A 12,724-nucleotide genomic window follows, 5' to 3' on the forward strand; every position below is an offset into this window, starting at 1 on the left:
GTGTTCGTGATGGGTGTCGGTGTTCGGCTGGGGCTCATGGTGGAAAGATCCGTGGCGCTTATCGGCCGTAGGGGGGGGGGCTGATTTCTGGCCAGTTCGCTCAGTGTGTGGCATCGGGACACTCGCTCCGATTATTTGTGAACGATTCCTCTTTATATCACTGCGCAAGCTGTATTTTTCCGGGCTGCGCCAGCTCGAAATAGAAACAGGGTTAATCTGAGAATTGCGGTAATTTGTACGTAACTTTATCATTAAGTGCTTGTTAATAAATGCCAAAAAAATCGGATATACGCGATTGTGTAGCAGTCGTCGTGGGTGGCGGGATAAGTTATTTGTACGTCATCGTGGTTAAACAATATTTCCACTACTTGAATGGAGTTCGGTGGCATGCGATGTGAAGCTAATTGAACTTTGGGAGTGTTTGGGAATGTATAGGGGTCGTAAGGAAGTCTGTTTTATTGCGATGGCTTTGGCGGGCGTCGTCGTTATGTCGCCTGTGGTTAACGCTCAAACGACTGATGGGGCGGCTGTCGCCTCCGAGGTTCCTGCTGTCACAACACCTCCCGCGCGGGTGGAAGGCGAGACAACCGCAAATTATCTTGCTCGGATTGGTGCTGCAGATCCGGGGAGCGTGTCCGGCGTCATCGAGCAGATGCTTCAGTCATCTCCCACAGAATTCGCCGCGGTAGCGGCTTTTGCGAGTGACCCTGGCACTCAGCCCGCTCTCGCGAGCGAGGCCGTTCGCGGGCTAGCCCAGTCGGCAAAGAACCCTGTTGTGGTTGCCCAGCAGGCGTCCGCGTATGCTCTATCGAACCCTGCAAATGCAGCGTCCATCGTCTCGATTGCCCGGCAGGCCAGTGAATCGACATTTTCGCAGGTTATGGGCGAAGGTTTGGCACTAGCAGCCAATACACGACGGTCCGAGGGGAACACAGGTGCCGCTTCCGGCATTCAGACGCAGGCCACAGCGCCGACGGCTCCCACCGAGTTGACCAAAGCCTTTACGGACAACTTCGTGCAAACCGCGGCGCCTGCGGCTGCCTCAACTGCGGCTGCAGGCGGTGGCAATATCTCGAACGGTACGTCGGGGCCGCTCGGCGGGCCGAGCAACGGCGATACGTCGGTCGCTCAATCTGGTCCGTCTGGTTCAAGTAGCGGTTCGTCGGGCTTCAGCTTTGCCGGTAATGCGAGGACGACTTACGTCACCAATACGACGATCTTGCCAACACCTGGGCCTGAAGCGGGTGCCGGCATAGGAACGCTCGCCATGGGCGGCCTGATTTACTGGTTGCGCCGTCGCAACCGGGGTGATGGCATTCGGTCGCTTCCCCGCTGACGTCTAAGGCAGAGTGAGCGCTGTAAGGGAAGCTCTGCTGAGCTAGGTATGGTAGGCTGAGATATCGACATGTTTGTTCGCCAGTCTCATTTCGATGGCGACCGATCACTATGTTAGCAAATTTGTGCGTCTGTTGGATGCTGACAGGAGTTTCAAGACATGTCTTTTATCCGCAGGATAGCGCTGTCTGCTGCGCTCTTGGGGCTCTGTTGGGGAGCGGTAGATCTGCCGCAAGCCGAAGCCCAGCAAAAGGCGGCTCTCGCCCAACCCAATATAAGCGAAACGGCGTTTCGCACCTGGTTGGCTTCCCTCGAGAAAAGCGGCGCCAAGCTTGGCCCGGTCCAGACGCGCTATGAGGCCTCAACCGATACGCTTGATGCTGAGGGAATATCTCTATCCTGGCCGCAATCCGCAGCCTCGGGCGGTCTTGCAACATCTTTAGAGTTTTCTATCCGACACCTGTCCGTGAAATCCTTCCGTTCCAATAATGGAGGTATTTCGTTCGAGGCGGTAACAGCACAAGACGTGGTCATCGCGCCAGCTGGGGCAGTGCAGGGGCAGGTTCATATTGGCGAGCTGCTCTTGGGGGGAGGTCAGTTACCAAGCCTTGCGGGCTTTGTCGCAGACCCGACAAAACCATTTACCACACAAGTCCGCTTAGTCCGCCTTTTAACAAGCGCAAAGGTTGCCAATGCCTCTGCCAAAAAGCTTGAGCTCCCGAGTGGCGTTCAAATCGCTTCCACTAGCCTCGATGCTTTCGCTGCAGGCAAGGCCAAACTTCTGAAAATAGAAGGTCTGGTGTTTGCGCGGGCACCGTCCGAGGCGTCACCAGGCCAGAGTGGCAAACTTGCCGTGGAGAGTGTGGCGGTCGCCGACATCGACTTTGATCCATATCTGCGCCTATTTGAGCCGAGCGCCTATTTAGACAACGGCTCTGCGCGTCCTTGGGCAAATATGATCGGCTCTATCACTCTCGCCGGGCTGAAAGCCGAAAGCGGTCCATTCTCCACTTCGATCAGGCAAGCAAATGCCGGCCCGGTAAAGGTCAAGCAATTCGATGAAGATCTGAGCGGTATCTTCAATCGCGCGGCCTCCGATCCTCAATACCTATCGGCAAACCCGCTAAATGCCGCAAAGATTGCCTCGGCGATCCGCAATGCATTCGCAATTGATACCGTGTCCACTGAGGATGTCACCATATCCGGGCAAAACCAGAGCGGGGCGATAACGGCGCATCTAGCTCAGGCAGCAATTCAAAACCTGACGGCGGATAGCATCAAGAAAATGACGGCCGGCGATCTTGCGATCAAAGATCCCACTGGCGAGTTCAAGTTGTCGTCTGTTGATCTTGGCGACATCAATCTCGTGCCGGTGACGCCGGATGACGGCAAGACGGCGCGCACCGCAGGTGTGACAACAGCCATTGTGCCGGCAATCGGTTCGATCAAGGCAGACGGCCTTTCACTCAAGTTACAAGACACGGCTGCGAGCCTCGACAGTCTGGATGTCTCGATGGCGTACTTTATCGGCGCAACGCCGACAAATGTTCAGCTGAAGCTCGGGCATCTGAAGTTTGAAACCGCTCAGATCTCCAATCCGCCCCTGAAACAGGCTTTGACAGATTTGGGTTATCCGACTGTCGATCTTTCCGTCAATTTGTCCGGAAATTGGGATGATACATCGGGTTCGGTGCTATTGGATGACCTGACCATCGCCGGCGCGGATATGGGGACGCTATCCTTGTCTGGCGCATTTTCAGGCATTTCCCGTGGTGGCCTGCAAGCGCCGGCAACGGTCCTGCCGACGGAATTGGCGAAGGCGGGTATTAAAAACTTCAGGCTGACTTTCGAAAACGCGTCACTTTTCGACCGTTACGTTGCCAAAGTTGCCCAGGCGAACGGCAGGAGCGTCGACGATATAAAGAAGACTTTGTCGGCCAATATCCCAAATATATTTGCAGGGATTAATCCCGCAGGTTTGCGAAACAAATTCATCTTTGCTGCGATCGGCTTCCTAAACGCACCTCAAATGTTGATCCTTGGGGCCGCGCCGGAAAATACTGTGTCGTTCCAAGAGGTGGCCGCTGCAATGCAGACACCGAGCAACCTTCCCGCTCTCCTCAATATTGATGTGAGCGCGAATAATCGCCGTCAATAAGAAAGTAGATCGCGCATTTTCTGGGATTTAACCACTTTACCGCAATAATCTATGATGCGCTGCGGTATATTTGTGCGATGATACTGCCTTTAATATATCGGGCTATTGAACCTTTGGGGTATTCGATGAACCTGTTGAGCCAATCGCAATTCGATAACCTGAGCGGTGAACCCGAACATAATGCGAGTGTTTTCCAAAGAGCAATTGTCGGCTTTGATCTTCTTGGCGCTCTGCGCAGACAGATCTGGGTCGTCGCTGGATCGCTTGTCGTTGGAGGGCTTTTAGGTCTCGGCTACCTCTTCCAGGCCGTGCCGACCTATTCATCCTCGGCGAGTGTCTTGATTGACGCGAAAAACGTTGGAATGGCGGCCACCACGGCACTGGAGGGATCTCTGGCGTTCGAGGCCGGGGCGGTCGACAGTCAGTTGCAGATCATGCAGTCGGACAAGCTAGCGGCCTCGGTCGCCCAAGCGCTTGGACTGCAAAACAACTACACGTTCCTCTCGCCGCCGCCGTCTTTGCTGGGAAGCATCGTCGATGGGGGGAGAGATGCGATCGGTTCGATATCGCGCCTAGTAAGTGGAGCGCCTCCGCCAACCGATATTCACGATCTTCCGGAACCAATCAGAATTTTGATCGCCAGTACAAAGCTGCAGAATAACCTCAAAGTTGGCAGGGTGGGGCGCACCTATGTGCTGTCTCTGGAATATTCGGATCGTGATCCGAGCCTCGCTCAAGCCATCACCGGGCAATATGTCAACGCTTATCTGGAAGACCAACTCGATTCCAAGTTCGACTCCACGCGTCGCGCAACCAACTGGATGGAAGATCGCATTCGCGACTTGAAGGCGCGATCGTTGGCAGCCGATCAAGCTGTGCAACGCTACCGCGCAGACAATAATCTGGTCGAGGCATCTGGGCGCTTGGTTGATGAGCAATCCTTGACCGATGCTAACACCCAGCTTGCTGCCGCCCGCCTTTCCCTCGACAATGCCAGTGCACGCTATCAGCGTCTGAAGGAAATCGTCGATAAGCAAGACACGTCTGCAGGTCTGACGGAGACGTCAGACAATCCGAACATCGCTCAGCTTCGCTCGAAATATCTTGAGGTCGCCAAACTCTATAGCGATATGAAATCTCGCTATGGTGATACCCACAGTGTCGTCATCCGGGCCCAGAAGGATATGGCGGAATATCAGCGACTTATATTCGAAGAGCTGAAAAATCTGCTGCCAGGCTATCAGAGCGATGTGTCGATTGCCCAAAGCCGGGTTAACAGCATTCAGCAGACGATAACCGATCTTCGCAATCGCTCTGTGTCGAACGATAGCGCGATGGTCAAGCTTCGGGCTCTTGAGCAGGAGTCCGATACGCTGAAAACGCTTTACTCGACATTCTTGCAGAAGTCGCAAGAGATGCAGCAGCAGCAGTCATTCCCCGTAACCGATGCCCGCATCATCAGCGAGCCGTCTTTGCCGATTTTGCCCAGCGCTCCCAACAAAATGATTGTCCTCTTTGGCTTCATCATTATGGGTGGTGCCGTTGGCACCGGCATTGGTGGGCTGCGTGAATGGCGGGATCGCGGTATCCGTACGCCGATACAAGTGCGTGACGAACTGGGCCTCGATTTTCTGGCAAACGTGCCGGCTCTCGGCGAGATTGGCGGAAAGAAGAAAGGCAATATGGCCGCAATGAAAAGACCGGCCGAACCGTCTGGTTCGCCTATCGAAAATTTCCAGAAGATCAATAACGACATCGGTGTTCTGCGAGAGGTTGTCGATCAGCCGCTGTCGCAATTCTCCGAAGCAATCAGAGGTTTGAAGATCAAGATCGATCAGCGGCTCTTGGGTCAAAAGGGCATGGTCGTCGGCTTGGCATCCATGTTCCCCGATGAAGGCAAATCCACCATTGCCAAAAACCTCGCATCATCACTGGCGTTTCAAGGGACGAAAACCCTCCTGATCGATGGCGATCTTCGCAATCCGAGCCTCACGAGAAGCTTGATCGGATCGCCCAAGCGCGGCCTCATCGATCTCATCCATGAGAGAGCCGAGCTGACGGAAGTCATCGCTTTCGAAGAAGCAACCAATCTCGCCTTCCTCGCTGGCGCCACACGCGCCCAGCAAGGAAGCGATATTTTTAGCAATCCGAAAACCCACCTGCTTATTGCCAAGCTGCGCCAGCGTTTCGATGTCATTATTATCGACTTTCCGCCTGTCGCGGCGCTGACGGACGCCTTTGCCGCGGGTAACATGGTCGATGGCTATGTCTTCGTTGCGCAATGGGGAAGCACACCTCGCAAGAGCTTGCAGGAATTCTTCGACAATCATCCGTCCTTCTACGAAAAGACGATTGGTGTGGCTTTGAATAAAGTCGATATGAAACGCCTGGAACGCTACGGATCAGCACTCGGCGCTGCGCAATACGGAAAATACGCCGAGAGATATTTTCCCGGCGCCTGAGTGGCTGATAGGGTGGCATAAAGCGGCGAAGTCATCGGGGCTGGGAATTTGCAGTCGGGATTGTGGGCGCGATGGTGATGATTGAGAATGCGCGGTAAAGTCTCTCGGCGTGTTAGCTGTGCACTTGCTGTTTTGGGCTTCGTCTGGCCGGTCGCCAACGCGAATGAAACCCATCAACTCATTCCCGTCGTTCCACTCGTCTCCCCCCAACAGACAGTTCTGACGCCTGCAACATTAGGGGTCATCGTCAATCTGAATGATCCGGATTCCGTGGCGCTCGGCGACTATTACGTCAAAGCTCGTGGCATCCCTCGGGCCAATATCATCGGGCTCCAACTGCCTCGTGTGAACTTCGTCGCCGGACATCTGTTCAGGCGTGAATTTGCTGTTTTACAAGCGAGCCCCAGATACAGGAGCTTTGGCGGTTTCGCGCTCGCTTTCGACAGGCCCTACAGGGTCGATGCCAATCAGTCGATCACCTCGGCCTTTACCCAAGGGCTCACAGATATCGCCTGGAAAGGTGTCTGTAACATCACGGAAGAAAATCCCGACAGGGGACGCATGGCGGGCGAGCCTCTATTGTTGAAGCCGGCGTTTTTATTGGATGGTGGGGCAGGGCTGCATTCGAGCCTTGATCTTGTCGATCGAGGTTTGTCAGCCGACGTCAGTGAGCCCAATGCAAAAATACTCTTGGCGACAACGTCAGATCCTGCGCGCTCCATCCCCCGAAAAGCATCGATGGAACGTGCAACAAGAGATTTGCCCGATTTCGTCGAATTGCGCGATTTTCCAGATCAACTTGTTATAACCCCGGATCCGGTCATCGGCCTGCAGACGGGCTTGGCCGTCTGGAAAACGTTGGCCAGTTTGCGTTTTTTGCCCGGCGCTTATGTTGACCATCTGACCTCGTCTGGCGGAGCACTCAATGATAATCGGGGGCAAACGACCGCCGCTCAGATCATCGCAGCCGGCGCCACTGCATCCTTCGGCACCGTTCGCGAACCTTGCAATTTCCCACCAAAATTTCCCGACCCTGAGCGGATGGCGAAAAATTACCTCGGCGGCGACACGCTGCTCGAAGCCTATTGGAAGAGTATCGACTGGACGACCGAAGGTCTGTTCCTAGGCGAACCGTTGGCGCGGCCATTTCCGGTATTCGATGCCATTTTGGAGGGAGGCCGCGTCAAGATCCGGATAAACCGCCAGACCCGGCTCTCGCTCGGGGGCGGGAAGTCTTCCCAGAAGTGCAACACTCCAACCTTGGGTGCAGGACATACGGTTAGCCTTTTTTCTGTCGAGACCGGGCATCCTGTATTCATTCGCGATCTATGCGTGTCGCAAGATGGAAAGCCAGGCGACATCGTCGATACGGTTGACGTGATAGACGCAACGGAAAAGCTTATGCTTGGCGTCCTTGTCAGAAAACCAGATACTCAGTGACGTTGATTTAGAAAATAAAGGCGATCAATCGGTCGGCATCAAAATCTCCACGTTGCGCGTGGTCCTTTTGATGCCAAAGTTGTAGACCCAGGGGATGATAATCAGTGCCGCAAAATGGCCGGCCTTTGATTGGAATGCTGGCCGGATTCACGTCGAAATCCGTAGCCACATCGATCGCACTGATGCTTCAGTGTCCAAATGCGGCCGCTGTGGGGCTCCTTTAAACTTATATCGCAGACAGAAGGAGGGCCCTTAGATTGTGCGGGGTTAGGGGCACCGGGTTTGCTGGTGCACAAGGATCTGTCATGGCAAGTGCGATGACATCGTCCAAACGGTCAATGCCGATGCCGAGCGCCTCAAGACGCGTCGGAATAGAAAGCTCCATCTGCATTTGCCGGAGCCAAGCGATCACGCCTTCCCCTGAGCGAACCTGCAAATCGAGGACATAGGCGATCTCTGTTAATCGTTCTTCGGCAACCGACCGATTGAACTCGGTGACATAAGGCAATAGCACGGCGTTGAGCAGTCCGTGGGGCGCGTCATAGACTGCACCTAGGGCATGTGAGATCGCATGGACACCGCCCAATCCTTTCTGAAGTGCCACACAGGCCATGCCCGATGCCACAAGCATGTCGGCCCGTGCCTGTGGATCTGGTCCATTTGAATATGCCTTGGGTAAGGCGCGCTTGATCATGCGCAATGCTTGCATCGCAAGTCCATCAGCCATGGGATGGAAACTGGGCGTGATATAGGTTTCGAGCGCGTGGCAAAGCGCATCCATGCCGGTCGATGCAGTCAGCGCCGCCGGGAGGTCGTAGGTCAGTTCGGGGTCGAGAACGGCAATCTGCGGCATCATGATCGGATGGAAAATGATCAGCTTGCGGCCTTGCCCAGTGTCGGTGATGACGGATGATCGGCCAAGTTCAGACCCAGTTCCCGCTGTCGTCGGAAGAGCGATTACGGGGACCGGATCACGCGGATCGACAAGCTTCCAATTATCGCCGATATCTTCAAAATCCCAGATCGGTCGCCTTTGCCGAGCCATCAGAGCAATGGCTTTTCCAGCATCGAGCGCACTGCCACCGCCAAAAGCGATTACCATGTCATGGCCACCGGCGCTAAACGCGTCGACACCGTCGTCTATCGACTGTCCAGTTGGGTTGGGTTGCACCCGGCTGAACAGGCCAAAACGGATGCCACTTTCTTTTAGGCCGGCCAGGGACCTATGGACGATCGGCAGTTCTGCAAGGCTTCGGTCGGTCACGAAAAGCGGATTTCTGCAATTGAGTTCACGCACCATAGCCGGCAGCTCGCGGCTTCGGCCGAAACCAAAACGGACGCTTGTTGGCCAAGACCAATTGCAGTCGGGAAGGGTGTTGGAGGAGGCGCACATGGCTTGGATGTCTCACAAAACTTCGAGATATCGACGAAGTTCCCACTCGCTGACATGACGAGCAGCCTCGGCCGCCTCAATCTCGCGGGAACGTACGAAATGGTTTATGAACGTATCTCCGAAGAGAGCGCGAGCTGTTGAGCTCGAGCCTAGTCGGCTCGCTGCCGATTGTAGATCGCGCGGAAAAGCGCGGCTGTTGTCTGGTCGTACCAAATAGGCGCTACCGATCTCGGCACGCGGTGGCGCAGCGCCGCTCTCAATCCCCCAAAGCCCCGCGGCAAGCACGAAGGCCATGGTCGTATGCGGATTGGTATCGGCCGAAGATACGCGAAACTCAATCCGCGTGCTTTCCGGATGATCGTTGATCACTCGTACGGCGCAAGTGCGGTTTTGAACGCCCCAGCTTGCCCATGTTGGAGCCCATGCACCAGGCACCATGCGCTTATACGCGTTGACGCTGTGGGCCGGAAGCGCGAGCATCTCGGGTAGTAGGGCCAGGATACCGCCAAGAAAAGCCCGGCCGGTCGCCGAAAGGCCATCCGGATCGTCAGGATCGGCAAACACTGGTGTCCCTGCCATGTCTTTCAAAGAGATATGGAAGTGACCCGATTGCCCGGGCAGGTCCTCCGACAGTTTCGACATGAAGACTGCCGAACGGCCCTCTCGACTGAAAAATGCCTTCGCGAAATTCTTAAACAGTGCTGCGTCATCGGCAGCCTTAACGCCAGGAGTGGCCACGAGCGGCGCCTCGAAACACCCCGGTCCTAATTCGGTATGAAGACTGTCGAACCCCACGCCGAGTGTCTCCATCGTGGTCTTCAATTTCCTGAATAGGTCCTGGTGCACTGCTGCAGACTGAAGCGAATAGGTCCGGTTATTTTTGGCGAAGAAATTGAGCCTGCGAAAAGCGTTTTCGCGCAGCGTATCCGGCGTCTCGTCAAGCACGAAAAATTCGAATTCAAATGCAGCAAGTGCCTGAAACCCCATGCTGCCTGCTTTATCGATCTGGCGCAGCAACTGGTTGCGGGGTGATTTTTCGCCGAACTCTCCGGTGAAATCGGCAATGGCAATAGCAGCGCCTGATCCAAAGGGCCATGAGCGCACGGTATCTGGGAAGATCTGGCAGGGACGGTCTATATAGGTGTCTGACGGGTCCCAGGTCTGTTCGGCCGTGTCCCATCCATGGATGACGTCGCAGAAACTATAACCTGTTTTGAGCAGTTTCTCCGCTTTTGCCGTATCAACGAGTTTATGGCGAAACACGGCGTCGAGGTCGAAGATGCCCAGATGAACCTCTTTTATGGTGGAGGAAAACAAAGCATGTGATTTATTGGACATAAACGGCCACTTTCATTGTTGCTCAGACCGCATCGGATTTAAACGCCGTCCATTCTGGGCGTCGAAAATATGGATAGCGTTCAAGTCGGCTATCACCCTCACTCTCTCTCCCGGCTTTACCTTGGCCCGGAAGCGCAGTAAGATCTGCGCTTCCGCACCGCCGAAATCAACGACCAGCAGCGTTTCAGAGCCAAGCGGCTCTACCAGGACCACCTGAGCGGCAATGCCACTATCGTCGGACGTCAAGCTCAAAGCTTCGGGCCGGATGCCGTAAAGCGCGTCCTCTTTTGGAGTAACACCTGGGGGGACTGGAAGTTTTGCCCCTCCATAGGTTGTGAAGCCTTCTGTCAACAGTCGGCCAGGCAGCAGGTTCATGCTGGGCGAACCAATGAAGCCCGCAACAAAACTCGTCTTCGGCTCGTCAAATAGGTCGAGCGGCGCACCCTGCTGCTCGACGACACCGCCGCGCATCACGACGATCCGGTCGGCCATGGTCATCGCTTCAATCTGATCATGCGTGACGTAGATGACCGTTGCGTTCAAGGTTCTTTGCAGCTTGCGGATCTCGGTGCGCATCTGCACTCGAAGCTGAGCATCGAGATTGGAGAGTGGTTCGTCGAAGAGGAACACTTTGGGATTGCGCACGATGGCACGCCCCATCGCGACGCGCTGGCGTTGACCACCGGATAATTGCCTGGGCTTTCGATCCAGCAGCTCATCAAGCCCCAGGATGTCGGCCGCTCGCATAACCTCTCGCTCAATCTTCGCTAAGGGTTCGCGTCGGAGCTTCATCGAGAAGCCCATGTTTTCGCGCACGGTCATATGCGGGTAAAGCGCATAGTTCTGGAAAACCATAGCTATATCGCGATCCCGTGGTGCAAGATCAGTGACATCCTCGCCATCGATGCGTATTTCGCCACCACTGACACGCTCAAGACCAGCAATTGAACGTAATAACGTCGATTTGCCACAACCCGACGGCCCCACCAGTGCGACGAACTCGCCATCGGCCACATCGACGCAGACGTCTTGCAAAACATCAGTCTGTCCAAAAGACTTACGCAGATGGTTGATCGCAACTGATGCCATCAGCGGGCTCCCTTGTGAGTGAAGCCCGTTGCATTGCAGAGGTCGGGCGTGACGAAGTCGGGAGGAACGAGACGCGGAAGCCGACGCGTGATAGCGCCAGCAACGGTCATGAGTTTTTCTTCTCCACCCCAAGGGGCAACGATCTGCAAGCCTATCGGAAGCCCGCTCTCGTCGAGGCCGCAGGGGATCGAGCATGCCGGCAGGCCACACAGGTTGAACGGGAAAGTAAATGGCGTCCAGTCCGCGCGCCAGCCACGGTCCTGCGGGCCAGGATAATCATGGAAAAGAGGGAAAGCCGCTTGCGGCATGGTCGGCAAAATCAAGACGTCATGCTGTGCAAAAAGCGCCCGAAGCCGCGCCATGAAGTCACCGCGCACTCGATGATAGGCCCTGGCGTAAGCCTGTCCGGTGATCGTGCGGCCGACACGGATCAGCTCTTTAAGACCCCATTCCATCAAGTCTAACCGTTCAGCGGGATAGTCATCCGCCATCATGGCGGTTCCAGCCGAAAGAATGGTGATATAGGCGGCTTCCGCATCAGGTAGATCGAGCGCGGCATCCTTAATTGTCACCCCGTCGGCCGAAAGAAGCCGTGCTCCGTGTCGCACGGCGGCCGCGGTTATAGGATCGACAGGCGCGTCGGAAATGGTTGCGAGTAGGCCAACTCGCATGCCCTTGACCGGCAGGGCGAGTGCCAAGCTCAATCGGCCGCCAAACGGCTGAGCCCCAATATTCGCCGAGCCATCAACCACGGACGGTCCTGTCCGGTCAGCCAAAGCATCCAGCATCAGCGCGGCATCGGCAAGCGAGCGTGCAAGCGGACCGGCCGCAACCAGCGGACCGGTAATCGAGGGCAGGGGATGGGTGATCGTGCCTGCACCCGGTTTAATGCCCACTACGCCGCAAAAGGAGGCTGGAATACGCACCGATCCACCGCCGTCATTGCCCAGATGAAGGGGGCCAAGGCCGGCGGCCGCCGCCGCACCGGCGCCGCAGCTGGAACCGCCGGTGGTCATGGCACCGTTCCACGGATTGTGGGTCGCGCCAGTTAGTGGGCAGTCGCTGACACCCTTATGGCCAAACTCTGTCGTCGTCGTCTTGCCAAGCAGGACTGCGCCTTGCGATATCAGCCGTTCAACGGTGATTGCGTTTGTTTTGGCGATCGCTTTTTGGGGTTCGATCACCTTGGTTCCGCACATCGTCGGCCAGCCCTCGACATCGATCAAGTCCTTGATCGAGACCGGGACACCGTCAAGGATGCCTTTGGGAAGGCCAACGGCCCAACGGGAGGCCGATGCTTCCGCTTCGTTCATCGTGCGAGCTTCATCCAAATAACAAAAGGCATTGAGAGCCGATGCAGTCTCATTGATGCGCGCCAGGCACGCCTTGGCCACGTCGACGGGCGAGAAGTTGCCGCTCTTGAAGCCGTCCAGCATCCGGACGGCACTCATCTGATTTAGATCCATGATCAATCCTGCAATTCGTGCGTTCGCCCGGCCGGCACCTCTT

At 55.8% G+C, this 12,724-nt stretch carries 8 protein-coding genes; 4 read left to right on the forward strand and 4 right to left on the reverse strand.

Annotated features, from left to right (window positions below; translation table 11 throughout):
• The first annotated feature begins 427 nt into the window (after positions 1-427).
• The 4 genes from NCHU2750_RS05995 (at position 428) to NCHU2750_RS06010 (ending at position 7,395) form a co-directional block, all read left to right on the forward strand.
• Entirely contained in the window at positions 428-1,336 is a 909-nt protein-coding gene (locus NCHU2750_RS05995; protein WP_119939618.1) for a hypothetical protein, read from the forward strand.
• A gap of 159 nt (positions 1,337-1,495) precedes the next feature.
• Positions 1,496-3,493 (forward strand): aq_1923 C-terminal domain, encoded by a 1,998-nt coding sequence (locus tag NCHU2750_RS06000; RefSeq protein ID WP_119939619.1) that lies wholly within the window; start codon positions 1,496-1,498, stop codon positions 3,491-3,493.
• Between the two features lie 125 nt (positions 3,494-3,618).
• Positions 3,619-5,955 carry an AAA family ATPase gene (locus tag NCHU2750_RS06005; RefSeq protein ID WP_162939509.1) on the forward strand — a complete coding sequence of 779 codons (2,337 nt, stop codon included), beginning with the start codon at positions 3,619-3,621 and terminating at the stop codon, positions 5,953-5,955.
• A gap of 87 nt (positions 5,956-6,042) precedes the next feature.
• A complete protein-coding gene (locus NCHU2750_RS06010; protein ID WP_119939621.1) occupies positions 6,043-7,395 on the forward strand; it encodes a TIGR03790 family protein in 1,353 nt (450 codons plus the stop codon).
• 226 nt (positions 7,396-7,621) lie between these two features.
• On the opposite strand, the gene NCHU2750_RS06015 is transcribed toward NCHU2750_RS06010, so the two are convergent.
• From NCHU2750_RS06015 to NCHU2750_RS06030, 4 genes are all read right to left on the reverse strand, one after another.
• Positions 7,622-8,695: an iron-containing alcohol dehydrogenase gene (locus NCHU2750_RS06015; protein ID WP_245480347.1), complete on the reverse strand. Its 1,074-nt coding sequence runs from the start codon at positions 8,693-8,695 to the stop codon at positions 7,622-7,624.
• 105 nt (positions 8,696-8,800) lie between these two features.
• Entirely contained in the window at positions 8,801-10,126 is a 1,326-nt protein-coding gene (locus NCHU2750_RS06020; protein WP_119939623.1) for a glutamine synthetase family protein, read from the reverse strand.
• Between the two features lie 12 nt (positions 10,127-10,138).
• Entirely contained in the window at positions 10,139-11,215 is a 1,077-nt protein-coding gene (locus tag NCHU2750_RS06025) for an ABC transporter ATP-binding protein (protein WP_119939624.1), read from the reverse strand.
• The gene (locus tag NCHU2750_RS06030; protein ID WP_162939510.1) at positions 11,215-12,651 is read right to left on the reverse strand and encodes an amidase family protein; all 1,437 of its coding nucleotides are present in this window, start codon (positions 12,649-12,651) and stop codon (positions 11,215-11,217) included. The genes NCHU2750_RS06025 and NCHU2750_RS06030 overlap by 1 nt, the downstream gene beginning before the upstream one ends.
• Positions 12,652-12,724: the final 73 nt, after the last annotated feature.

The sequence above is a fragment of the Neorhizobium sp. NCHU2750 genome (assembly GCF_003597675.1).
GTDB lineage: Bacteria > Pseudomonadota > Alphaproteobacteria > Rhizobiales > Rhizobiaceae > Neorhizobium.

Excerpts from the sequence above, each read along its gene's own strand:
- NCHU2750_RS05995 (WP_119939618.1), top strand. The coding sequence starts at position 428 with ATGTATAGGGGTCGTAAGGAAGTCTGTTTTATTGCGATGGCTTTGGCG.
- NCHU2750_RS06000 (WP_119939619.1), top strand. The coding sequence starts at position 1,496 with ATGTCTTTTATCCGCAGGATAGCGCTGTCTGCTGCGCTCTTGGGGCTC.
- NCHU2750_RS06005 (WP_162939509.1), top strand. The coding sequence starts at position 3,619 with ATGAACCTGTTGAGCCAATCGCAATTCGATAACCTGAGCGGTGAACCC.
- NCHU2750_RS06010 (WP_119939621.1), top strand. The coding sequence starts at position 6,043 with ATGCGCGGTAAAGTCTCTCGGCGTGTTAGCTGTGCACTTGCTGTTTTG.
- NCHU2750_RS06015 (WP_245480347.1), bottom strand. The coding sequence starts at position 8,695 with ATGGTGCGTGAACTCAATTGCAGAAATCCGCTTTTCGTGACCGACCGA.
- NCHU2750_RS06020 (WP_119939623.1), bottom strand. The coding sequence starts at position 10,126 with ATGTCCAATAAATCACATGCTTTGTTTTCCTCCACCATAAAAGAGGTT.
- NCHU2750_RS06025 (WP_119939624.1), bottom strand. The coding sequence starts at position 11,215 with ATGGCATCAGTTGCGATCAACCATCTGCGTAAGTCTTTTGGACAGACT.
- NCHU2750_RS06030 (WP_162939510.1), bottom strand. The coding sequence starts at position 12,651 with ATGCTGGACGGCTTCAAGAGCGGCAACTTCTCGCCCGTCGACGTGGCC.